23 protein-coding genes are annotated in these 22994 nt (G+C 42.2%); 2 read left to right on the top strand and 21 right to left on the bottom strand.

All coding sequences use genetic code 11. The features are described from left to right. Window positions 1–2: 2 nt before the first annotated feature. Genes I2432_RS07455 through I2432_RS07470 form a run of 4 tightly spaced genes read right to left on the bottom strand, consistent with a single transcriptional unit; the run spans window position 3 to window position 3317 of the window. A complete protein-coding gene (locus tag I2432_RS07455) occupies window positions 3–776 on the bottom strand; it encodes a 3-hydroxybutyrate dehydrogenase (RefSeq protein WP_012516030.1) in 774 nt (257 codons plus the stop codon). A gap of 35 nt (window positions 777–811) precedes the next feature. Beyond that, complete coding sequence (locus I2432_RS07460) at window positions 812–1456, bottom strand: 3-oxoacid CoA-transferase subunit B (RefSeq protein WP_012516031.1); 645 nt, start codon at window positions 1454–1456, stop codon at window positions 812–814. Between the two features lie 5 nt (window positions 1457–1461). After that, on the bottom strand, window positions 1462–2112 hold the full coding sequence (locus I2432_RS07465) for a CoA transferase subunit A (protein WP_012677586.1): 651 nt from the start codon (window positions 2110–2112) through the stop codon (window positions 1462–1464). Window positions 2113–2126: 14 nt separating this feature from the next. Beyond that, window positions 2127–3317, bottom strand: a complete 1191-nt coding sequence (locus I2432_RS07470) for an acetyl-CoA C-acetyltransferase (protein WP_206158701.1) — start codon at window positions 3315–3317, stop codon at window positions 2127–2129. 191 nt (window positions 3318–3508) lie between these two features. Here I2432_RS07470 and I2432_RS07475 point away from each other — a divergent pair, with 191 nt between their 5' ends. Beyond that, window positions 3509–4411, top strand: a complete 903-nt coding sequence (locus I2432_RS07475) for a LysR family transcriptional regulator (protein WP_042670991.1) — start codon at window positions 3509–3511, stop codon at window positions 4409–4411. An 880-nt stretch (window positions 4412–5291) separates the two neighbouring features. Here I2432_RS07475 and I2432_RS07480 read toward each other — a convergent pair. The 17 genes from I2432_RS07480 to nikA all read right to left on the bottom strand — a co-directional run bounded on the left by I2432_RS07480 (window position 5292) and on the right by nikA (window position 20065). Beyond that, window positions 5292–5678 carry a hypothetical protein gene (locus I2432_RS07480; protein WP_195757344.1) on the bottom strand — a complete coding sequence of 129 codons (387 nt, stop codon included), beginning with the start codon at window positions 5676–5678 and terminating at the stop codon, window positions 5292–5294. A gap of 691 nt (window positions 5679–6369) precedes the next feature. Next, the gene (era, locus tag I2432_RS07485; protein WP_138119605.1) at window positions 6370–7266 is read right to left on the bottom strand and encodes a GTPase Era; all 897 of its coding nucleotides are present in this window, start codon (window positions 7264–7266) and stop codon (window positions 6370–6372) included. Between the two features lie 136 nt (window positions 7267–7402). Beyond that, window positions 7403–7804 (bottom strand): diacylglycerol kinase family protein, encoded by a 402-nt coding sequence (locus tag I2432_RS07490; protein WP_138119607.1) that lies wholly within the window; start codon window positions 7802–7804, stop codon window positions 7403–7405. Continuing rightward, window positions 7785–8282, bottom strand: coding sequence for an rRNA maturation RNase YbeY (gene ybeY, locus I2432_RS07495; RefSeq protein WP_037579167.1), 498 nt, complete (start codon window positions 8280–8282; stop codon window positions 7785–7787). The genes I2432_RS07490 and ybeY overlap by 20 nt, the downstream gene beginning before the upstream one ends. A 340-nt stretch (window positions 8283–8622) precedes the next feature. Then, window positions 8623–9249: a GNAT family N-acetyltransferase gene (locus tag I2432_RS07500; RefSeq protein ID WP_138119609.1), complete on the bottom strand. Its 627-nt coding sequence runs from the start codon at window positions 9247–9249 to the stop codon at window positions 8623–8625. A 54-nt stretch (window positions 9250–9303) separates the two neighbouring features. Further along, on the bottom strand, window positions 9304–9879 hold the full coding sequence (locus I2432_RS07505; protein ID WP_138119611.1) for a uracil-DNA glycosylase family protein: 576 nt from the start codon (window positions 9877–9879) through the stop codon (window positions 9304–9306). A gap of 46 nt (window positions 9880–9925) precedes the next feature. Then, the gene (locus I2432_RS07510) at window positions 9926–11026 is read right to left on the bottom strand and encodes a PhoH family protein (RefSeq protein ID WP_138119613.1); all 1101 of its coding nucleotides are present in this window, start codon (window positions 11024–11026) and stop codon (window positions 9926–9928) included. Between the two features lie 102 nt (window positions 11027–11128). Beyond that, window positions 11129–11344 carry a YozE family protein gene (locus I2432_RS07515; RefSeq protein ID WP_012677569.1) on the bottom strand — a complete coding sequence of 72 codons (216 nt, stop codon included), beginning with the start codon at window positions 11342–11344 and terminating at the stop codon, window positions 11129–11131. Continuing rightward, window positions 11341–11850: a peptide-methionine (S)-S-oxide reductase MsrA gene (gene msrA / locus I2432_RS07520; protein WP_012677568.1), complete on the bottom strand. Its 510-nt coding sequence runs from the start codon at window positions 11848–11850 to the stop codon at window positions 11341–11343. Before msrA ends, I2432_RS07515 begins: the two co-directional genes overlap by 4 nt. A gap of 337 nt (window positions 11851–12187) precedes the next feature. Continuing rightward, window positions 12188–13045: a CvfB family protein gene (locus tag I2432_RS07525; RefSeq protein ID WP_138119615.1), complete on the bottom strand. Its 858-nt coding sequence runs from the start codon at window positions 13043–13045 to the stop codon at window positions 12188–12190. 132 nt (window positions 13046–13177) lie between these two features. Further along, a complete protein-coding gene (gene frr, locus I2432_RS07530; protein WP_138119617.1) occupies window positions 13178–13735 on the bottom strand; it encodes a ribosome recycling factor in 558 nt (185 codons plus the stop codon). A 36-nt stretch (window positions 13736–13771) separates the two neighbouring features. Continuing rightward, entirely contained in the window at window positions 13772–14500 is a 729-nt protein-coding gene (gene pyrH / locus I2432_RS07535) for a UMP kinase (protein ID WP_012516047.1), read from the bottom strand. 689 nt (window positions 14501–15189) lie between these two features. Beyond that, window positions 15190–15870: an ABC transporter ATP-binding protein gene (locus I2432_RS07540; protein ID WP_043026324.1), complete on the bottom strand. Its 681-nt coding sequence runs from the start codon at window positions 15868–15870 to the stop codon at window positions 15190–15192. Beyond that, window positions 15857–16645: an ATP-binding cassette domain-containing protein gene (locus I2432_RS07545; protein ID WP_043026325.1), complete on the bottom strand. Its 789-nt coding sequence runs from the start codon at window positions 16643–16645 to the stop codon at window positions 15857–15859. Before I2432_RS07545 ends, I2432_RS07540 begins: the two co-directional genes overlap by 14 nt. Beyond that, on the bottom strand, window positions 16633–17439 hold the full coding sequence (locus tag I2432_RS07550) for an ABC transporter permease (RefSeq protein ID WP_043026326.1): 807 nt from the start codon (window positions 17437–17439) through the stop codon (window positions 16633–16635). The genes I2432_RS07545 and I2432_RS07550 overlap by 13 nt, the downstream gene beginning before the upstream one ends. Continuing rightward, on the bottom strand, window positions 17424–18365 hold the full coding sequence (locus I2432_RS07555; protein WP_043026328.1) for an ABC transporter permease: 942 nt from the start codon (window positions 18363–18365) through the stop codon (window positions 17424–17426). The genes I2432_RS07550 and I2432_RS07555 overlap by 16 nt, the downstream gene beginning before the upstream one ends. Before the next feature lie 77 nt (window positions 18366–18442). Beyond that, window positions 18443–20065: a nickel ABC transporter substrate-binding protein gene (gene nikA / locus I2432_RS07560; protein WP_206158702.1), complete on the bottom strand. Its 1623-nt coding sequence runs from the start codon at window positions 20063–20065 to the stop codon at window positions 18443–18445. A 522-nt stretch (window positions 20066–20587) separates the two neighbouring features. On the opposite strand from nikA, the gene I2432_RS07565 reads away from it, so the two are divergent. Then, window positions 20588–22513 carry a thioester-forming surface-anchored protein gene (locus I2432_RS07565; protein WP_206158703.1) on the top strand — a complete coding sequence of 642 codons (1926 nt, stop codon included), beginning with the start codon at window positions 20588–20590 and terminating at the stop codon, window positions 22511–22513. The last annotated feature ends 481 nt before the right edge of the window (window positions 22514–22994 follow it).

The raw sequence follows: 22994 nt of genomic DNA on the forward strand, positions 1-22994 counted from the left end.
CCTTATTGAGCAGTGTAACCACCATCCAAGATAACTGGTTGACCGGTAATACCCTTTGCTTTATCACTTGCAAGGAAGGACACATAGTCTGCAATTTCTTGTACGTCAATCAAACGTTTTTGCGGTACCAATGGGTACAACACTTCTTCCAATACATTTTCAAGTGGAATCTTACGTGTCTTAGAGAGGTCTTCAAATTGGCCACGAACGAGTGGTGTGTCCACATAACCTGGACAGATAGCGTTGACTGTGATCCCTAAATCTGCGGCTTCAAGCGCTGCAACCTTTGTCAAACCAATCAAACCATGTTTTGCTGAATTGTAAGCCGCTTTTCCGGCAAAACCAATGACACCATTGATAGAAGCCATATTAATGACACGACCAAAGCCTTGCTTTTTCATAGTTGGAAAAGCGCGCTTAATAGCGATAAATGGCGCTGTCAACATGACCTTCAACATAAATTCATATTTTGCTGTTGGAAAATCTTCAATCATGGCAACATGCTGCAAACCTGCGTTGTTGACCAAAATATCCAAACGACCATGCTTTTCAACTGTATAATCAATCGCTTTATTGATCGCTTCTTCATTTGTCACATCACACAAAACAGAATCAGCCGCCCAGCCTTTTGTGGTATACTCATCAACAACAGCATCTAATTTTTCTTGATTGATATCTGAAAAGACAACGATTTTGCCCTCTTTCAAGAATGTTTCACCAATTTGTTTACCAATACCGCTTGCTGCACCTGTTACGAATACTACTTGTTTAGACATATTTATTTCCTCACTTTTTTAAAACATATTTCCTATTAGTTAGGACAAATCAATCTTGCTTCAGTTACTTCTTGAACTTCTTCAAAGGTATAATCTGGATGAATTTCTTCTACCGCGATTCCCTCTGGAGTGACTATGAAGACACCCATCTCTGTGACAATCTTGTCAACAACTCCTGCTGCTGTCAATGGCAATGAGCACTCCTTCAAGATTTTCCATTTGCCTTTATTGGTATGCTCCATAGCAACAATGACTTTTTTAGCACCGACTAGTAAATCCATGGCACCGCCCATTCCTGGAACCATTTTCCCTGGAATAAGATAGTTTGCGATGTTTCCTTTTTCATCAATTTGCAAAGCGCCAAGAACTGTTGCATCGACGTGGCCACCACGAATGATCCCAAATGAAGTGGTGCTATCAAAAAATGCTCCGCCTGGTACGATGCCAACCGGCTGACCACCTGCATTAACTATAGTTGGATCAATGTCATCGCCTACTTTATCTAAGCCGACAAAACCATTCTCAGACTGCAGCATGATAGTCACACCTTCTGGTAAAAATCTAGCTACCTTGGTTGGCAAGCCAATCCCCAAATTGACCAGGGAATTATTTGGAAGCTCGAGTGCCACACGTTTAGCAATTCGTTCTTGAATTTCTTCTTTGCTTAATTCTTTCACCATAACACTCACTCTCCTTCCACTAGATAATTGACAAATATGCCTGGTGTTTGAACTGCAATGGGTTCAATTGCTCCAACCGGTACAATGTCACGCGCTTCAACGATGGTAATTTCTGCATTTGCTGCCATCACTTGGTTGAAATTATTTTCAGAACCCTTGTAGCATAAGTTTCCTAATTCATCAGCCTTATCTGCAAAAATTAAAGCCACGTCAGCTTTCAATGGTAATTCTAAAAGATAATCCTTGTCATTGACCTGTAATTTTTGCTTGCCTTCTTCTACCAAAGTACCGATACCTGTCGGAGTCAAGAATCCACCCAATCCGTAAGCTCCTGCTCGGATTCTTTCAGCCAAGGTTCCTTGTGGCACTAAGTCAATGACTGTTTCACCAGCTGTCATTTGGCGTCCTGCTTCTTTGTTCAAGCCGATATGAGAAGCAATGATTTTCTGGAATTGATGTTGTGCCACCATTTTACCGACACCCTTGTCTGGAAAACCTGCATCGTTACAAATAAGGGTTAAATGTTTAACTCCTTTTGCTACCAAAGCATCAATCAGGCGCTCTGGACTCCCGTTGGTCATAAAACCACCAACCATGATGGTATCGCCATCCTTTATAAGGTTCACAGCTTCTTCCATGCTAATTCGTTTATTCATGAAACGATCTCCTTTTATTTTTCAATCAATACAGATGTCCCTTGACCGCCACCGATGCAAAGTGTTGCCAATCCTTTATGCGCCTGACGCTTTTCCATCTCGTGCAATAGTGTTACCAAGATACGCGCACCACTAGCACCGATCGGATGACCAAGAGCAATAGCACCACCATTGACATTAACGATATCTGCATTAAGACCAAGCTCATCTACCACACTGATAGCTTGTGAGGCAAAAGCTTCATTGGCTTCTACCAAATCCAGGTCTTCAACCGTCCAACCAACCTTAGCAAGGGCCTTCTGAGTGGAAGGAATTGGCCCAGTACCCATGACCTCTGGTGCTACACCAGCACTTGCATAACCTTTAATGGCTCCCAGAATTGGAAGACCAAGTTCTTCAGCTTTGTCACGACTCATGAGAAGGACAGCTGCCGCACCGTCATTAATTCCTGAAGCATTTCCTGCAGTAACAGTTCCTGAACCATCTCGGACAAAGGCCGGACGAAGGGCTGTTAATTTTTCAAGGGTTGTTCCAGCTTTAATGTACTCATCTTCTGCCACCAAGATTGGATCACCTTTACGTTGCGGTACTGGCACTGGAACAATCTCGTCTACAAAGCGACCAGCGGCCTGCGCAGCAGCAGCTTTTTCCTGACTGGCCAAAGCAAATATATCTTGAGCTTTACGGCTAATCCCATAGCTTTTTGCGATATTTTCTGCTGTAATTCCCATGTGGTAATCATGAAAGGCATCTGTCAAACCATCATTGACCATAGTATCAATGATTTTTCCATCGCCTAAGCGACCACCCCAACGGTAATCTTTGAGCACATAGCTGGCTTGGCTCATATTTTCTGTACCACCTGCAATAATGATATCTGAATCACCACAGACGATACTTTGTGCTGCTAACTCGATGGATTTGAGACCAGAACCACAGACCATATCCACAGTGAAGGCAGGTTTGTCGTTTGGAATACCTGCAGTTATCGCTACCTGTCTAGCAACATTTTGACCAAGTCCTGCATGGAGGACATTTCCGAAAATGACCTCGTCAATTTGTTCAGGCTTCACACCTGATTTCTCTAGTAATGCTTCTACAACCACTTTTCCTAATTGAACAGCCGAGACAGATTTAAAGGCTCCACCAAATGAACCAATGGGTGTCCTAACAGCTGTAGTGATAACAACTTCTTTAACCAACATGCGATTCTCCAATCTAATTGCTATAGAAAGCGCTTTCTATTTTTGTAAATTTATTTTATCACCACTAAAAGCGTTTGCAAAATTCGATTTTTTTATATGACTATAAAAAAATTTTATTATTTTTTATTGACAGCTATAATATTTATCATTAGTATGGAGAAAAAGACATCTGAAATGAAAGAAGAGGCAACATGGATATTAAACATTTACGCTTTTTCATTGCTATTGTAGAAAATAATTTTAACCTGAGCCGTACCGCTCAACAGCTTTATATCTCCCAGCCTACCCTCAGTATTATGATTAATGATTTTGAAGAAAAGCAAGGCATTAAACTCTTCAATAAAAAATACAATAAAATCCTCGGCTTGACCATGACAGGCAAGCAATTTTATGAGGATTCTTTGGAAGTTATCCGCAAATATGACAAAATGCACCAAAATCTCTTTTCCACCAATCAAAAGTTGGATGGCAATATCACTATCGGCATTCCTCCATTAATTCTGTCAATTGTTTTTTCAAAAATCATGCCAGAAATTATTCTAGAAAATCCCAATATCCACTTTAATATTAAGGAGTATGGCGCTAATCGGTTACGTCAAGAATTGATTTTAGAGAATGTGGATATCGCCATTCTTCTGCATCCTGAACGAATTGCCGCAAACACCATTGATTCCTTCCAAATCCAAGAATCTGAGCTCTGTGTATTTGTTTCCAAGAACCACCATTTGGCCAATAAAAAAATCCTGACTTGGATAGAACTCCACAATGAAAAACTAGCTATATTTGATAAAACCTTCATGATTCACCATCTCATTAAGGAAAAATGTAAGTATACTGACATTAACCCCCAAATCATTCTGGAATCAGCTTCTTGGGACTTTCTGATCAATTCTACTCGTATCAACCCTCAACTAATGACGATTATTCCAAAACCAACGGTAGATAGCTATGGTTTTCAGGATATTGTGGCTATTCCTATGGAGAATCCTATTCCTTGGAAAGTCATGGTCAGCCGTCTCAAAAAAGATCATTATTCCACCATAGAAGAATACATTTTCAACAAAATGCTTGAAAAATTTCATGTAATCGAATAAAGACTAACAAGTAGCCCCTTTCACACGACTGCTCCTGCCCTTTGACATATAGCGCTTCAACTAACCCTTAGCGCATATGGAAACAGCTCAATTCTTTTTGAAGGATAAAACTAAAGAGGCTTGAAGAGCCATACTAACTCAGACCAAATATTGCTATCAAGAGCCTAAATCTTAAAACAACTCATTTAAAACAATTAACTAACCAAAAATGGTCTACTCCCTTGAAGCGTGACAGCAATACTGCAATTTGTAAAAAATGACTGTCAAGACAATATCTCTGAACTCAGTCACACACTCTCTCAAAAGTCAATTCACATCTAATGGAGGACTATCAAGGAAAATTTATTTTTAAATTATCAGCAGCATATCCAAATTTTCTAAACGATGTCATATAAAAAGAGCTGGAGTTACCAAGCTCTAACTGATTTTTACATGATATCCTATAACAATATTGTTTAAAGATGATTATTTTTGACTAGCATTTTGATCACATTTTCTAAAAGCCAGAAAGAGACTTGAATACCGAGTCCCTTTTCTTTTTATCTATAAACAGCCTTAAAGAAGCCCAGACATACGTTAGCTTCTGCCACTTCTCTTGTTAAGCCCTGCTCACTTGATGATTCGTTATTTTTACCACCTGAAGACTCTCCTCTACATAGGCTACTTTGTCATCTAGCTCCTGCTTCTTAACGATATATCATCGTCTCAATTGATGCCACTTCCCTTATCATCTTAGAAAAAAGCTAATTTCTATACCTTTAGGTGTTCTAGATCACAAAACAGCTTTCTTAATCCTACCTCCCCTACAAGAATTCGTTAAATGCCCTTAACTTTTGCAGTAACGACAATAAAAATAGCTTAGATAAATAGACTATTCATGCTACTGATTTACCCTCTTCATTGACAAGTATGCTAAATATAGGCAAAGAAATGCAAAAGCTAATCTAGTCATGACAACAAATAATCCATCAACCCAAAAACTTCCAAAAAAGCCGTCATAAGCAAGCTTAAGCATTATGTTTGGTGTACTCGCAGTTGATACAGATAAAATACTCAACACCTTATGAGGTATTCCTGCTTGAAAAATATCCATAAGAAAGCTTGGTATAAAAATACTAGCCGCAGACAAGGCAAAACCTGCCAATGGAGACTTAACCTTACTTGAAATAAGGATAGTGATAGCCGTAATAAGGATAAGCCCAATAAACTGATAGATTACTAGATTGATAAATGTTCCCAAAAGGGTCAGTTTTTCTGGAAAAGCCATTATATTCACATTATTGTTAATCCAATACAGATTGAGTTGAACACTCGTGTCCCAACCACTTAAACGACATTCGTATGAGACATTTTCATGCCTCTGTTATTCTTATCAGAAGCCATATTAATTACGACGACATTTTCAGAAATCATTATCGTGTGTTTGGTATCATCGACACAACCGCTAATAAATCGTTTAAATGTATCCAAAACCAAATTCATGATTACCTGTTCAAAGAATAACCAGAGGGCTTACTGATTGCTTTAACAATCTTTTCTAACTTTCTCATTTTACGCCTATATCAACTAATCTACTCTGTTAAAGATTGCTGCGAACAGAAAAGCTTTCTCAATCTATTTCAGTTTTATAGCCGTAGTTAGGTTTAAAGTGACCCCCTGCATTTTCCATACCTAAGATCAATTGACTTGCTTTCTCAGCATCAACAGTCATGTTATCCATAAGATGACACATCACGATGTATTGTGGTTATTGTTCTTCTATATTCAGCCTTACCTCCTGAAAATAAAAAACGAGAACACCTTTTAAATGTTCTCATATAAGCAATCTTATATATTAAATGAGGATTCGATCTAATGACAAGACAGCCTTATTGCTACCAATAATGCAGCTTACCAAACAAGGGCAATCAGTATAAGGGTTGCTAACCAGCTCTGCTGACATAGCCTGCTTTGAGCGATCAATACTCCTTCTGATTATAGCCAAAGTCAGCTAAATCAAGCTTTTTGTCACGCCAGTTTTTCTTAACCTTGACCCATGTTTCTAAATAAACCTTATCTCCCAGCATCAGCTCAATATCACGCCTTGCCAGCTTACCGATTTTTTTGAGCATAGCGCCTTGTTTTCCAATAATAATGCCCTTTTGGCTGTCACGCTCTACCATGATGGTAACTCGGATATGCACCTTGTCAGTTACCTCATCACGCTTCATCGACTCAACCACAACAGCAACTGAATGGGGCACCTCCTGCTGTGTCAAGTGAAGCACCTTTTCACGAACCATCTCAGAAACAAGAAAGCGCTCTGGGTGATCAGTGATTTGATCCTCTGGGAAATACTGGAAGCCCTCTTCAAGATTATCCTTTAAGAGTTGAACGAGTGTTTCGACGTTGTTTCCTTGGAGCGCTGAAATAGGAACAATTTCCTTAAAGTCCATCTGACTACGGAAATCATCAATCTGCTCCAATAACTGGTCTGGGTGAACCTTGTCAATTTTGTTGATCACCAAAATAACCGGAATACGAGCAGCCTTGAGGCGTTCGATAATCATATCATCACCCTTACCACGCTTTTCATCAGCAGGCACCATAAAAAGAACCGTCTCAACCTCACGCAGGGTACTATAGGCCGATTCCACCATAAAATCACCTAAGGCTGTCTTAGGCTTATGAATACCTGGCGTGTCAATAAAAACGATTTGCTCTGTCTCTGTGGTATAGATCCCCATAATTTTATTACGGGTTGTCTGCGCCTTATCGCTCATAATGGCGATTTTTTGTCCCATGACATGATTCAAAAACGTTGATTTGCCGACATTTGGTCGGCCAAGAATGGCAACAAAGCCTGATTTAAACATAAGCTATTAAGGGCCTAAAGGATCAGTCAAGGTAAGAATCAAGCAGCAGGCTATTCACCTGATTGCCTTCCTAAAGCTTATACTTCCCTTCCTGCGCTGCACTATCGCACAGGATAGCCCATTTCCTTTCATTTTTTTAATGGCATAACATTCGCCAAATTTTGGGAACAAAGATAATCAGCCCCGTCAAAACAGCATAGCCTGAAATGACCAGGACAGCACCTGCAGCCATATCCTTGGCATGCTTAGCCAGCATGGAGAAATGGTAATCACTTGCCAAGTCAACCACATTTTCAATAGCTGAATTGACAATCTCTAAGGTAATCACCAAAAAAATAGCCAGCAATAAAAACAGCCACTCTATTGTAGAAATACCAAAAACAATCCCAGCCAAGGAGGCTAGCAGGGCTGACAAAAGATGACTTCTTAGGTTACGCTCCTCCTTAAAGGCTGTCAGAACCCCTGTCAAAGCAAATTCTAAGCTAGCGATAACTGTTCTGTTTTTCCATTTACGTTTATTATTGTCTTGTGAGGCCATAAGCAGTCAAAATCTCTTCCTGTAACGTAAACATCTCTTTTTCTTCCTCAGGAGTGTAATGATCATAACCATTAATATGCAAAAAACCATGAACAGCCAAGAAGCCCATCTCACGCTCAAAGGAATGCCCATAGGCTTCTGCCTGCTCATGGGCTTTGTCAACAGAAATAAACAGCTCCCCAATATAAGCATCAAACTCCTGCAGCATACCTGCTAAGTCAGGATCAAGCTCCAAATCCTCTTGGCTAAAGGTGATCGGAAGCTCTGGCTTGTACTCCAGAGAAATCACATCAGTCGGACGATCAGTATCACGATATTCAAGATTCAAGGCGTGGCTTCGATCATTGGTCACAAAGGTAACCGCCATTTCCTTGTCCTCTTTACCAATTGTTTTGGCAGCAAAATTGAGCAAATCAATGGTTTGCTCCATCATCTCTTGAGAAACCTGCTTGGTTTCATCAATCATTTCTATATACATCATTATATGAAGAGGTCCTAGCAAGACCGGTCCAAACAAACACCACACTGCTAGGTCAAAAAGCTTGATACCTCTTATCCTTTCAACATCATTTCAGTATTTTCTTTCCATTATACCACAAGAAAAAAGAAAAAGCAGACATTAGTCTAGCCTGCTCCAAAAGAAGCCTGAACAATGACATGACCGTTGATAGACCAGTAGCTGCTTCTGGAATACCTAGCCTGCTGCGCAGAATACAGGTCTCTTAGATAGCTGGGACTCCTACTATAATACCAGATAAATCTTGCAGATCACTTCAAGCGTCTAAAGATGAATTCCTAGGTAGCTTCTGTAGATACCACTAGCTGCTCTCAAAGCTATTGTGGAGGTAACGATCTGGCTTATTGGCTGACGCCAGTGATTTCTGCTGGTCATAATCTTCTTTGGTTAAATAATAGTGCAGCACTGTCACAAAACGGTTGGAATCAAGGTGATCCCGCTTAGCATATGGCTCTTCATGTGAAAAGCACATGCCGCTTTTAGCCATGACACGTCCCGAAGCCGGATTGGCTTTATCATGCTTAGCAATCACACAATTCATGCCTAAAGCTTCAAAACACAAGACCAGCACAGCCTTGACAGCCTCTGTCGCATAGCCTCTTTTCCAGTGATTCTTGTGAATACAATAACCGATCTCAGCTCGACCTAAATCTGGCTGCATATGATGAAGGTCAAGCGTCCCAATAAAGTCTCCTGTTGCCTTTAATACAATCCCCCACCGTCCAAGTGGACTAGCCAAATAGACAGAAGCAATGACCTGTCGGGTCTCCTCAATCGTCTGATTGGCTGGAAAGCTATACCTGACAGTCTCTTCATCAGAAGCATAATCAAACATGGCCTTGGCATCATCCAAGGTCACTGGACGCAGGCATAGACGCTCTGTCTCAAGATACCTATGCTCTGCTAGTTTTTCAAAAAAGCTTGCCACTGCTACTCTCCTTTTACAAAAAATCTAACTCACCTAACAGTATGACTGTCTGTCCTAGTCGCGTAAAATCTGCCTCACCTTATCCTTTAAAACAGGGATCAGCTCCTCTTCAAACCAAGCGTTTTTAGCCAACCAAAGCTGATTTCTAGGAGATGGGTGAACAAGGGGAAAATAATCCGGAAGATAGTCCTCAAAATGCTGCACCGTTTCGGTAAGATTGCGTCTACAACCTTCACCAAGGTAATATTGCTGGGCATACTGTCCGACCAGCACCACCAATTCAACCTGAGGCATCAAGGCCATTAACGGACCATGCCACTTGGCAGCAAAGCCCTTTCGCGGTGGTAAATCACCTGATTTTCCCTTACCGGGATAATAAAAATCCATAGGAAGAACGCCAAACAAGCCCGACTGATAAAAAGTCCTGTTATCAACACCCAGCCAAGCTCTCAAGCGAACTCCGCTACGATCATTCCAGTACAGACGCGTCTCCTGAGCTACAATACCAGGCGCCTGACCAACAATGACTATCCGAGCAGTCTGAGGAGCTGCATAAAGTGGTTCAATACCTTTTTTGGTATAGTCACGATTGGCAGGATCAGCCATAATCGCTTGCAATAGCTCTGTCATGATACCCTCACTTTCATAAAAGGCTCTTCAGGTGAAGAGCTCTTTTTTACGATTTGTCTTCTTTAGGCAGCTCTCCAATGACCTCATAGGTTGTTAAGCCTGACGTAGACTGACCCGTCTCTGTTTTAGGCCGATCTGGAGCCTTAGTCTGATGTTGCAGCTGATTAGGGCTGCTTTTTAATGACTCTACTTTTGAACCTACAGTTTCATAGGCCTTAATAATCTCAGCAACAACAGGGTGACGCACCACGTCCTTGGCTGAAAAATGCACAAAATCAATCTGCTTGATGGCCTGCAATTTTTGAGCTGCGTCAATCAAGCCTGATGTGATATGACGTGGCAAATCAATCTGACTAGTGTCCCCATTAACAATCATTTTAGACTGAAAGCCAAGTCTGGTTAAAAACATCTTCATCTGCATGATGGTCGTGTTTTGCGCTTCATCTAAAATCACAAAGGCATCATCTAAGGTCCGACCACGCATATAAGCCAAGGGAGCAATCTCAATAATATCACGCTCCATTAACCGAGTGGTCTGCTCTTTACCAAGAATCTGATAAAGGGCATCGTAGACTGGTCTAAGGTAAGGATCAACCTTTTCCTTCAAATCCCCTGGTAAAAAGCCTAAGCTTTCTCCTGCTTCAACAGCCGGGCGTGTGAGAATGATCCGCTTGACCTGACCACGCTTTAAAGCAGTAACAGCCAGCGTGACCGCTAAAAAGGTCTTTCCTGTCCCAGCCGGACCAATCCCAAATACCACATCATGATGCTTGATGCTATCAACATAGGCCTTTTGCCCTAGCGTCTTAACACGAATTGGCTTGCCATAAAAGTCCTTGATAATCTCTTCCTCATAAAGAGCAACAAACTGATCAAGCCTATCCGAATCCGCCATAGACAGCGCAGTCACCACATCAGAGGTATTGATAACCATACCACGCCCCACCAAAACTAGAAGGGCTTGTATCGTCAAACGCGCTAGCTCAACAGCCCGCTCATCATCACCAATAATCTGAACTCGCTCAGTTCTAGCATGAATCACAACATTGAGGTGAGATTCTATCATCTTCAAATGGCGCTCATTGCTACCAAAGAGAGCTAACAGATCATCTGGGTGATTCAAGCTAATGTCAGTCGAATAATGCAAATTTGTCTTCCTTTTCCATCTATAAGTAACTCTATTATAGCAAATTTTGCTATAAATCGGGAATAAGACCAAGTTTTAAGGCCTAAAAGAGCTAGCCTATGGCTAGTGGCTAAGGTAATCTTCCCAAATCTGGTCAAACTGCCCCAGATTGAATGAAAAGCTCGCTTCCTCTTCAAGGTAACGACTGATGGTCTCAAAATCATCTGTATGCTTTGGAAAGGTCGTGTCCTCAAAAACCAAATCAGCTAATAAAGCAGCAGGCTTATTAGATGTTGAGTTGCGCTGAGCCATCAGCCAAGTGTAAAATGCCTTTCTCATTGCCAATGCTCCTCCAAAAATTGATGACGAATAGCACTACTTTGTGCATAACGCTCTGGATTCTTTTGATAAAAGCCCTGATGATAGTCCTCTGCTAGATAAAAAGGCTCTGCCGGCTTAATGCTTGTCACAATGGGCTGGTCAAAGCGCCCTGAGGCCTGCAGGGTCTGCTTGGACCGCTCTGCAATTTCCCGCTGCCGCTCATCAGTATAGTAAATCACTGGCCGATAGTTGTCTCCTCTGTCCTCAAATTGCCCAAAGGCATCGGTCGGATCGGTCTGAGCCCAGTAAAGCTCTACCAAATCTGAATAGCTGATCAGGCTCGGATCAAAAATAATCTCAACAGCTTCAGTATGGCCTGTCGTCTTTGAGCAAACCTGCTCATAGCTTGGATTGGGAACATGTCCTCCTGTATAGCCACTTCTCACCGATAAAATACCTGCCTGCTCCTCAAAGGGCTGCACCATACACCAGAAACAGCCTCCTGCAAAAATTGCTCTTTCCATGCCTAACCTCCACCTTCTTAGTCCTTACATTAATGATTTTCATTGTAACAAAAAACCTTGCCAGAGGCAAAGCTTAATATAAAACAAGTCACAGACTCAAAGTAACAAGACTCCTCAGCCCAGCTAGTACCTAGCACTAAGCAGTACTGTCAAGCAGCCACTACTAGATCAAGAGGCCCACACAGAGCTTTTTCCACAACAAAAATGATTGGCGCTTTAAAACAGGCTATCAGCTAAGCTCCACACTCAAAATAAGGAAGCTAGCTATACTGATAGAGGATAAGTCTTAGCAGCACTGATCCAGCTCATGATTACAGGCTGAGAGACAGACAGCTCCTTATGATATCAGCTCAGTTCCTGTCACGTCCTGCTTGATCTTGTTAGCCTTCATCAAGCCACCTAAGGCCTTTTTAAATTGGCCCTTGGAAATCCCAAAGGTTGCCTTGATGTCCTCCGGGCTTGATTTGTCATTAAGGGTCATGTAGCCACCATTAGACTTGAGATAGGTCAGAATCATCTGGGCATCGTTTTCCAGCATTTCAAAGGAACGCGGCTTTAGCGAAAGATTTAGAGTACGGTCACGTTCTCTAAAGCCAATCACCCGAGCAGTCAAAACCTGTCCTAAACGAGGCTCCGTATAACGTTCGCTAGGGTGGATAAAGCCCAGCATATGATTTTCTGGCAGGTAAACAAAGGTCCCTGATAGCTTCAAGCGATAGACAATAGCAGGCAGGCTTTGATTTTGCATGTTATCATAGGCTGGGTTGGCAAGCCTTTGAAATATCTCTGGCTCAGCTGGCAAACCCCAGATACGATCTTTTTTGTCAACTACAAGCTTAAGGTAAAGCCTGTCTCCTTTTTTAGGCCAAAGGTCCTTTAGCTCTGGCAAAACATCTAAGGAAACCACGATCTCCTTATCTGGAATACCAGTATCAACAAACACCCCAAGATCACGACGGACAGTGGTCACCTCGCCCCAGCCATAATGATCACGCCTTGCGTCAATAGGCTTCGTGGTCAAGCGTAGTCTTTGCTTCATATCTGTATAGACAAAGCCCTTAACCATATCTCCTAATCTATGACTGCCTTCCTCCTTAGCTAGAGCAAAGCTCAGCCCCTCCTTTTGGACAAGATAAAACTGACTATTTTCTTCTTTTACTAAGCCAGTGATGACTGTTGCTAATAAATGATTCATATCTTTTTGTTCTTTCTTTTAAAAAATAGGGACAAGTCCAAAGCAGCTGCTTTTTAGCCTTGTCACCTATCCTGTTATGCCTGATGTGTATTAGGTTACGAGCTGATCTAGCTTAATGATCAGATAAGCCTCTTAAACTGAAAGTAATTCCTTTTCTTTGTCAGCAGTCATTCGGTCAATCTCTTTGATAGCCTCATCTGTTGCTTTTTGAATATCCTTTTCCAAGGCTTTTAACTCATCTTCAGTGATTTCCTTAGCCTTCTCCTGCTTTTTAGCCTCGTCCATAGCATCACGACGAATATTGCGAATCGAAACCTTCGCAGTCTCACCAACCTTTTTCACTTCCTTGGCTAATTCCTTACGTGTTTCTTCTGTAAGCGCTGGAATAACCAAGCGGATGACAGAGCCATCGTTAGCTGGTGTAATGCCCAAATCAGAAGCATTCAAGGCACGTTCAATATCCTTGATTGATGATTTGTCAAATGGTGAAATCAAAAGCACACGCGCCTCTGGCACTGTAATAGAAGCCAATTGGTTCAATGGTGTCGGTGCACCATAATAATCGACCTGAATACGGTCCAAAAGGCTAGCATTAGCACGACCAGCACGAATGCTTGCGTACTCACGCGCTAGTGAGTGATGTGACTGTGTAAAACGTTCCTTTGCAGTTTCAACAATTGCATTTGCCATGATTGTTTTTCTCCTTAATCTTTTAGCTCTAAAATCCTAATCGCAGGCCTTATTTGATACCGTTGTGCCAATATGCTCTCCAAAGACCACACGCTTGATATTTCCTGCTTCATTCATATTAAAGACAACCAAATCAATATCATTATCCATTGACAAGGTTGAAGCTGTCGCGTCCATAATCTTGAGACCGCGCTTGATAACCTCCCCATGAGTCAATTCATCAAACTTAACAGCGTTTGCGTCCTTTCTTGGGTCAGCATTGTAGACACCATCAACACCATTTTTAGCCATCAAGATAGCATCTGCCTCAATCTCAGCAGCACGTAAGGCCGCTGTCGTATCTGTTGAAAAATAAGGTGACCCAATACCAGCACCGAAAACAACAATGCGCCCCTTTTCCAGATGACGAAGCGCACGACCTCGAATATAAGGCTCTGCAACGTTTTGCATGGGAATAGCTGTCTGCACACGAGTATCAACGCCATAATGCTGAAGGCTATCAGCCATTACTAGAGCATTCATAACGGTTCCAAGCATGCCTGTGTAATCAGCCTGTACACGATCCATACCAGCCTCTGCAGCAGGCTCACCGCGCCAAAGATTACCACCACCAATGACAAGAGCAATTTCAACACCTGAATTGTGAACTTCTGCGATCTCTTTAGCAATCGACTGAACCGTTGTTATGTCAATGCCAACACCCTTATCACCAGCCAAGGCCTCGCCAGACAATTTGATTAAAATACGTTGATATTTAGGTTTCACTATTTATGATCTCCTTATTTTGTCCTTACCATTCTACCACAAAACAAAAAAATTTAATAGACCAATGCAAGAGAGGAAAGTGAAATTTTTGATGATCCTTTTATCAAAGCCTCCAAGAGCAGCAAAAAAGATGAATTGTTACAAAAAAGATATTATAATATCCAAATAGTACAGCTATAACCCAAAACACGACTAAAAACAGAATAAATATTACAAAAATGTATTTATAGTTCGTTTTTATACTTATCAGCTAAGCTTTATATCAGCCTCAGGAATTGGCACCATATCTTTTAAAACAAGATTTTCTTAAAACGCCAGGAAGGACACCAGCCTCCTTTGACATGTCATACTCAGCAGGTCTCAAAGCCTCTAAGAGCTAAAGCTCAACAGGTCAGCAAGGCGCAGCACAACAAAAAGTCTAGCTCCTAGCTCACTTGGGCCGCTAAAAAAGCATTGATGAAACCGCGAAGGCTTATCAGTAGCCTAAATCTCTCATAGCTGCTAGGTTAACCATAAGCACATCACCCAAAACACAGACAAGGTTCTCACACCTTAGCATAAGCTCCTTACCTCATGTACAGCAGGGTAGACAGATCATACCAAAACAAAACAGCAACAAAAAAAGACTTAAAATCTAGCCTCAAGCCAGGCCGGATTCCAAGTCATGTGATATTGAGAGATGATTTATTTTAATTATCTAGCTCGATGTCGCCACAAGAAGTCTGAGATTCCTTATCTCTGACAGCTACTAGCCTGCCCTGCTCCAGCAGCAGGACACGATCACAAATAGCCTGACAAATGTTAGCATTATGGGCAATAAAAATATAAGTCAGCTGATAGGCCTGCTTTAACTCATAGAGCAAGTCCAATAGCTGCCCTTGGGTAATAGGGTCCAAGCCACTCAAAGCCTCATCAAAAATGATCACCTCCGGCCTTAACAAAAGAGCTCTCGCTATACAAACACGCTGTAGCTGACCACCACTCAGCTCTCTGGCCTTTTTACCCAGATGAGTGGCGTCAAGACCGACCGCAGCTAGTATTTGAACAACCTCCTCTAAGGCAAAGTCCTTAGAAAGGGCCTCTGTCAATATCTCTTGAATAGTAAAGAGGGGATTGACTGATCTTAGCGCATCCTGAAAGACAAGTAAAATCCGAGGTCCACATACTTTTACAGAATAGGGCTGACCATGAAAGAGCACCTGACCAGCTGTCGGCTGCTCTAGCCCAATGATTAACCTAGCAAGCGTTGTCTTGCCACTACCACTTTCTCCCATAATCCCAAGGCTCTCACCCTTTTCCATTTGAAAATGACAATCTGTTAGCACTGGCTTTTGATGAAAGCTCTTATAAACATGTCTAAACTCTATCATAGCGTATCAGCCGATCATAATGATTTTGCAAAAGCAACTCCTTGGTGGCAGCCTGACTTGGCCGATGAAAAATCGACTCAACACTTCCCTGTTCGATGATTTTTCCCTTACTCATCACCAGTAGTTGCCCTCCCAAAGTCTGTGCCAATTGGTAATCATGCGTCACTGTAATAATGGTTTTTCCCTTGTCCTGCAATAACTTCAGCATCCGTATGATATTAGAACGATTGGCATCATCTAAAGCAGAGGTAGGCTCATCTAAAATGATCATTTGTGGGTCTAAGCACAGCAAAATAGCTAGCATTACCCGCTGTAGCATACCACCACTTAGCTCAAAGGGGTACTTCCTCAGCAGCTCCTCTGGCTGCTCTAGATAGAGCTCTCGCATGAAAGGCAGAGCCCTTTTTAGACAGGCTCTTTTTGAAAGTCTCTCATGACTTCGGATGGTTTCAAGGAGATGAGCCTCAATGGTCTGAAAGGGATTGAACATTGCCATAGGATTTTGGACCATATAGGCCATGTGGCGCCCTCTAATGCTCTGCCATTGCTTGGCGTCTAATTGATCTAGTCTCATGCCCTGACAGGTAATGCTCCCTGTCATCTGCACATTTGCTGGACATTGACCAATTAATAGCTTAGTCAAGAGGGTCTTGCCCGAACCACTCCTGCCAACAATCACCAAGGAGCTCCCCAAGGGCAACTCAAGATTGAGCTTACTTAATAGCACATCAGAGCCATTATAAGCCGATAAATCATTAACAATTAACCGTTCCATGTTTTCCTCCACCCCTTAGCATCAGCGTAATCACCTAGGCTGTTAAAAGCTAGCACAGTCACTAAAATGGCAAGCCCTGGTGACATCATCAGCCACAGAGCTGTCCTAAAATAACTCCTAGCATCATGTAACATCATTCCCCACTCTGTCACATTGGGCTGAACACCGATACCCAAAAAAGAAAAGCTTGAGATCATGAGAATAATATTGCCAATATTCATCAAAGCCAACACTACAATCGGCCGATAAACAAATGGCAGGATATGCTTTTTTAAGATATGCCGCACAGATAAGCCCATTGTCTGCGCACTAATGACATATGGCTCTGCCTTAGCGCTTTTGACCATCGTGACCATCAGCCTAGCATAATACAGCCACTCTATCAGAACAATAGCTAGGATCATGTTGCCTATGCCCTGCCCAAGTATCCCCATTGTAGCTAGCGATAGTAAAAAGCTAGGAAAGGCAGAAACAACATCAGCTAGCCACAGAAAAGCTGCCTCGAGCCTTCCTTGATACCAGCCTACAACCAAACCAACCACAGCACCAATAGATAGCTCTAACAAACTAATAGTAACCGCCAAAAGCAAGGAATACCTAGCCCCATATAACAAGCGCGACAGCACATCTCTTCCCAATTGGTCAGTTCCTAATAAGTGCTGCTGACTAGGTGGCATGAGCTTACTAGCAACATCAACAGCATGAGGATCAAAGGGAGCAAGATAAGGAGCAAACAAGACACAGATAAACAACAGCAATAGCATAACAGCTGAACCAATTACGTATTTGGGCATGCTTCCTCCTTTGTCTTGCGCAGACGAGGGTCAATAAAAGACACTAGCTCTTGAGTTATCACATGGTGTAGTAAAAACAAAGCACCAAATAAGAGCATACAGGCCTGAATAACCGGAATATCTGCTGCCTTCAGACTCATAACAAATAGACTGCCAATACCATTCCATGAGAAAATATCCTCAACAATAATAGAGCCCGTCATCAAATAAACAAAGGTCAAGCTCAAGCCTGTGGCAATAGCAGGAAGGGCATTTCTCATCAGGTGATGCTTAACAATATAATAGGTCTTAACCCCTCTTAGCCTGGCATTTTCAACATGCAGACTCGTTAGCTGCTCACTGATTGCCTTTCGTATCAAAGCAGTATATTGCCCAATCAAGGAAAAGCTAAGCGTAATACTCGGCAAAACGAGGCTGCTGGGACCTGCCTTGCCTGACACAGGCAGGAGATTTAGCTTAACAGAAAAGGCTATAATCAAGAGATAACCCAACCAAAAGCTAGGCATTGACACAGCGACAAAGCTGAATAAACGCACCAGCCGATCAAACAAGGAATGCTCAAACAAACCACTGCCTACTCCCAAAGGAAAGGCAATCACAAGTACCAGTAAAAAAGAGGTCAAGCTTAACATTAGCGTTGCTAAAAAGCGCTCCACCACCAAAGGCAGGACAGGGACCTTTAACAAGTAAGAGGTCCCAAAATTTCCCACAAGAATATCAGACAGCCAGGTCACATACTGCTCCCATAAAGGCTTGTCTAAGCCCAAATAGAGCCTAGCATTGTGAAGAGCCTCTGGTGTAATACTGATCTTAGATAGGCGCAAATACTGCTCCGCCGGATTAGCGGAGGATAGCTTAACCAGAACAAAGGTCACTATCGAAATCATTAGCAAGGCGCCAAAGGTAGAAATAAGCTTCTTTATCATATTTTCTCTCAACCCTTCACTAAGACATCAGATAAGAGTTGTCAGGGTAGTCACTCACAACCAGCTCCTCTGCTCTATCAATTCTTGACTGCCTTATCAGCAGCACTTTTTTCAATGTAACGCAATGGAAGGGCATTTTCCTCTGGTGCAAAGCGCATTGTCTTAAAGTCTCCCTTGCGATATACCGAAACGACTGACTGATAGGTGAGTGGAATATAAACAGCCTCATCATGCAACAATGACAATACCTGCTTATAGCCCTTGTCTACCTTATCCCCATCTGGCTCAATCAAAACAGATTTAATCAGGCGATCAATCTCAGCCTTTGATGGCAAACTCTCCAAGGCAATATTTTCTGGGTGACCATGATCCGCTTTTGCCGTTAAGGCTGTCATCCAAGCATGAGGATCCCAAGGAGCTCCCCATGAATAGGTCAGCATCATATCAAACTGCCCTGTCTTGGCATTAGCCCAGTAGTCATCCTCCTCCATAGCTGTCAAGACCACATCAATCCCAAGCTTTTTCCACTCGCCTTGGAAATATTCAACCAAATCCTTGTCTGTCGCTTTAGTTGAAATATAAGGCACCTGTAAACGCAACTGCTGACCATCTTTTTCCCTAATCCCTTCTTGGTTTTCCTTCCAGCCAGCGGCTGTCAGCATGTCCTTAGCCTTTTGGAGATTGTATTCATAAGGAACTAAGCCCGCATCAGCATGCGGTGTTGTTTTTGAAAAAATGGTATCTGCTGCTGTCTCTGTTCCTCTAAAGGTGTGCTTAGCAATAGCCTTTTTGTCAACCGCATGATTCATCGCCTGACGAACCCGCTTGTCCTGAAACACTGGCTGCTTAGCATTTAACAGCAATAAACGAGTCGACATGGGCTGAGAAACATCAGTAACATACTTCTTGTCCTTAGCGTATTGCACAAAGGTATCAAGACTAATCAGACCATTTCCATAGATCAAATCAATATCACCAGCCTCAAACGCCAAGGCTCTTGTCTCAGCATCAGGCATAATCTTGATGGTTACTTCCTTTAGCTTTGGCTTTTCTCCCCAATAGCCCTCATGACGTGTAAAGGTAATGTATTCATTTGCCTTTTTCTCTTTAACAACCCACTGCCCGGTACCAATTGGCTTTTTAACATTATGCTTATTGGTATCATCGCCATCAGGAAAACCAGCATCAGCCAAAAACCTAATCGGCCTAATCATTGACAAATCATAAAGAGTCGCACTATAAGCCTCCTTTAGCTTAATCTCAAAGGTATGGTCATCTAAAGCCCTGTAGCTCTCCAATTGGTTAGTAAAGTGAAACCAGTTATGATTCCCCTTATTCTGCTCAGAGAAAATCGTATCAAAATTCCGTTTGACATTTTGAGCATTAAAATCAGAGCCGTCTGAAAATTTAGCCTGTCTCAGGTTAAAGGTATAGGTTTTGCCATCTGGGCTAATCGTCCAGCTCTCTGCTAACGCTGGCTCAATTTTCCCCTTATCACCGTATCGAACCAAACCCTCATAAACCATGTCCTGAATAATAAATTGATCAGGATTGTAGCGATGAGGATTGACATCACCAAAATCCTCACCCCAAGCAATCCTCAGCTGATTCGTACGATGAGACGCCTGCTGACCAGCTTGACAGCCCGCAAGCACCAGCGCAAAAAAGAATAACAATAGTATATGCAATTTAGTTTTCATTATGTCATTAACTTTCTAAAGATATGAATCTATCTAGTTTTAGTTGTGGTTTATTACAAAATTAAGTATGGTTAATTTAATCATTTTATAGCCATATTGTCAAGAAAAAATGAGACAAAACCAGCCTAGAAAAAGCTAGAAGGCTACAAACGATTAGATAGTCAAACATTAAGAACATTACAAGGCAGCTAGGTAACATTTCTTGCTAGCTATTAGAAATGATGAACAATTGTTGAAACAAAAAGCCAAAAATAAAAGTAAAAGACGAACATTATTCCTTATTGACAAGCTACCAAGACCGATAAGCGCAAGAGAACAAGCCTCCTTTAAGTCTGTAACAGCCTGACCAATCCACGTTAATATCAGACAATTTCGATTTTAATTAAAAAAAAAAAAAAAAACGAAACTACGGAGAGCAATTGTCAGAAAGCTATTCACAGCCCGCAGGCGTCGTGCTAAAGTATTGTCTGGAAAAAGAAAGGTTTAGGAATGATTATACCTACAACTCAAAGGAGAGAAACAATGAAAAAAACAATGAAGAAGATGCTAGCAGCCTCGACGCTCTGTATCATCATGTCAGGCAGCTTTATCGGCAGCTCCGCCAGAGTATTAGCGGAGCGGTATTATGGGTGGGAAGATGGTAAACACGAAAACCCTTCACTACTATACGTAACTCCTAAAAATACAAGTACAAGGGGGACCAAAATAATTGTTTACTGCTTCAACAGGTTAGATAAATACCCTGAGCCTTGGGAAGAAATTCATAGTGATATAAATCCAAACATGCTTCAAATTAAATTGCCCGAATATGAAAAACAAAGCGGCAGTAATGAAATGTTTAAACAAGGTAATAGGAATATAAAAATTAAAAATCCGTTGGCGGCTTTACTTGCAGTTTTAGAAAATGGTTACCCTAATATGAAAAAGGAGGGAGTAAACCAGAAAGTGACTCAATTAGCTGTGTGGTATTTTACAGATGGACTTAAAGATATTCAACAATTTCATTTACAAGAAAATGAAAGCAAAGTTTATCAGGAATTGATTGAAAAAGGAAATATTGCTAGCGAAAACGGTAATACATCAGGTAGAACTTTAGATTTTTACTCATATGTAGAAGGAACTGGTTATAATAAAAGAGGTTATCAAAATCTACTAGGTTCAACTCCAATTTCTATTAATATTCCTCCCAAAGATGAATGTCAATGTACAAAAGTTGACTTAATGCAAACCAAAGATGGTGTTAAAATTATTATTTATATTGATAGTAATAGAAATAATAATTATGACCCAAATGAAAAGGTGCTAAAAGTAAAACTCATTAAACATGGTCCTAAAGGTGATAAAGGGGAAGACGGTAAACCTGGTAAAATGGGACCTAAAGGGGACCGAGGAGAGACTGGTCCACGTGGCGAGCGTGGACCTGCTGGGAAAGATGGGGAAAAAGGCAAAGATGGGAAGAACGGTGAACAGGGACTTCCTGGTCTTAAAGGAGAACGTGGGCCTGCTGGACCTCAAGGCCCTAGAGGAGAAAACGGTAAAGACGGGGCTCCTGGGCGTGACGGACAACCAGGGGCTAAAGGTGAAAAGGGAGATCCTGGAAAACAAGGACCTAAAGGGGACCCCGGACGTGATGGAAAACCTGGTGACAAAGGAGAACGAGGACCTCAAGGTGAAAAAGGTCTAGACGGTAAGCCTGGTGAAAAGGGTCCTAAAGGCGATACAGGAAAAGATGGTGCTCCTGGACGCGACGGACAAGATGGTAAGGACGGACAACCGGGGCCTAAAGGCGAAAAGGGAGATCCTGGACGCGATGGTAAAGATGGAGAAAAAGGCGAACGCGGTGAGCAGGGACCTCAAGGAGAGCGCGGTGAGCAGGGACCTCAAGGCGAACGTGGAGAGCAAGAACCTCAAGGAGAGCGCGGTGAGCAAGGACCTCAAGGCGAACGCGGTGAGCAGGGACCTCAAGGAGAGCGCGGTGAGCAGGGACCTCAAGGCGAACGTGGAGAGCAAGGACCTCAAGGAGAGCGCGGTGAGCAAGGACCTCAAGGCGAACGCGGTGAGCAAGGACCTCAAGGCGAACGCGGGGAGCAAGGGCCTCAAGGTGAACGCGGGGAACAAGGGCCTCGTGGAGAAAATCCTACTCCTACCCCAGATCCAATGCCACAACCAATGCCTGACCCTGCACCTAAGCCAATGGACCCTAAACCAGAATCCAAGCCAGAACCTAAACCTACACCTCAACCAGAGACAAAACCTCAACCTAAACCTGCGCCTCAGCCAGAAGCTAAACCTCAAAAACCAACCAAGCCATCAACCATTACTAGCCAATCTAGCAGCAAATCACTGCCAAAAACAAACGACACAGGCAGCTTGATCACAGTATTGGGAACAGGCTTACTCTCTCTTCTCGGATTAGGCTTCCTAACTAGACGCAAAAGAAAGCAATAATTAAAGCACTACCCATAGCCTTTTAATCATTGGCTATCAACTAGATGACAAAAAGCCTATCGTTTTACTCCTAACGATAGGCTTTTTTTGCAGATTGATGGGTAGTAACGACACGAGGGATTTAGAGGCTTTCTGTGCCGCTGTCAAACACAGTCCTTCCAAAGGTCTCATTGTTACCATGAGCTGTGATATTGAGATCAAGCAATCTGCTTCATCTTATCATCATATATCAATCGTGACGCTTCGTCTAAAAAAGGCTATCCTCACAATATTAGGCTCTATAATTTCTGTAGTGGGTAAGGCCACTGTGGAGATTATAGAGCCTAAAAAACGCATCTTCCTCGCTTTGAACATCACAAAAGAGAAGACAACCTTCGTCTCCTCTCGTGCTTAGCTATAAGTCACCCACTACAGTTGACATGGAGCCAAAAAACTATCCTCACAATGTTAATCAAAAAAAGACAAACACCAACTCATGATG

It is taken from the genome of Streptococcus equi subsp. zooepidemicus (assembly GCF_015689395.1).
Lineage (GTDB): Bacteria > Bacillota > Bacilli > Lactobacillales > Streptococcaceae > Streptococcus > Streptococcus equi.

Coding starts and splice junctions, on each gene's coding strand:
- I2432_RS07455 (WP_012516030.1), bottom strand. CDS start 776: ATGTCTAAACAAGTAGTATTCGTAACAGGTGCAGCAAGCGGTATTGGT.
- I2432_RS07460 (WP_012516031.1), bottom strand. CDS start 1,456: ATGGTGAAAGAATTAAGCAAAGAAGAAATTCAAGAACGAATTGCTAAA.
- I2432_RS07465 (WP_012677586.1), bottom strand. CDS start 2,112: ATGAATAAACGAATTAGCATGGAAGAAGCTGTGAACCTTATAAAGGAT.
- I2432_RS07470 (WP_206158701.1), bottom strand. CDS start 3,317: ATGTTGGTTAAAGAAGTTGTTATCACTACAGCTGTTAGGACACCCATT.
- I2432_RS07475 (WP_042670991.1), top strand. CDS start 3,509: ATGGATATTAAACATTTACGCTTTTTCATTGCTATTGTAGAAAATAAT.
- I2432_RS07480 (WP_195757344.1), bottom strand. CDS start 5,678: ATGGCTTTTCCAGAAAAACTGACCCTTTTGGGAACATTTATCAATCTA.
- era (WP_138119605.1), bottom strand. CDS start 7,266: ATGTTTAAATCAGGCTTTGTTGCCATTCTTGGCCGACCAAATGTCGGC.
- I2432_RS07490 (WP_138119607.1), bottom strand. CDS start 7,804: ATGGCCTCACAAGACAATAATAAACGTAAATGGAAAAACAGAACAGTT.
- ybeY (WP_037579167.1), bottom strand. CDS start 8,282: ATGTATATAGAAATGATTGATGAAACCAAGCAGGTTTCTCAAGAGATG.
- I2432_RS07505 (WP_138119611.1), bottom strand. CDS start 9,879: ATGACAGAGCTATTGCAAGCGATTATGGCTGATCCTGCCAATCGTGAC.
- I2432_RS07515 (WP_012677569.1), bottom strand. CDS start 11,344: ATGAGAAAGGCATTTTACACTTGGCTGATGGCTCAGCGCAACTCAACA.
- msrA (WP_012677568.1), bottom strand. CDS start 11,850: ATGGAAAGAGCAATTTTTGCAGGAGGCTGTTTCTGGTGTATGGTGCAG.
- I2432_RS07525 (WP_138119615.1), bottom strand. CDS start 13,045: ATGAATCATTTATTAGCAACAGTCATCACTGGCTTAGTAAAAGAAGAA.
- frr (WP_138119617.1), bottom strand. CDS start 13,735: ATGGCAAATGCAATTGTTGAAACTGCAAAGGAACGTTTTACACAGTCA.
- I2432_RS07540 (WP_043026324.1), bottom strand. CDS start 15,870: ATGATAGAGTTTAGACATGTTTATAAGAGCTTTCATCAAAAGCCAGTG.
- I2432_RS07545 (WP_043026325.1), bottom strand. CDS start 16,645: ATGGAACGGTTAATTGTTAATGATTTATCGGCTTATAATGGCTCTGAT.
- I2432_RS07550 (WP_043026326.1), bottom strand. CDS start 17,439: ATGCCCAAATACGTAATTGGTTCAGCTGTTATGCTATTGCTGTTGTTT.
- I2432_RS07555 (WP_043026328.1), bottom strand. CDS start 18,365: ATGATAAAGAAGCTTATTTCTACCTTTGGCGCCTTGCTAATGATTTCG.
- nikA (WP_206158702.1), bottom strand. CDS start 20,065: ATGAAAACTAAATTGCATATACTATTGTTATTCTTTTTTGCGCTGGTG.
- I2432_RS07565 (WP_206158703.1), top strand. CDS start 20,588: ATGAAAAAAACAATGAAGAAGATGCTAGCAGCCTCGACGCTCTGTATC.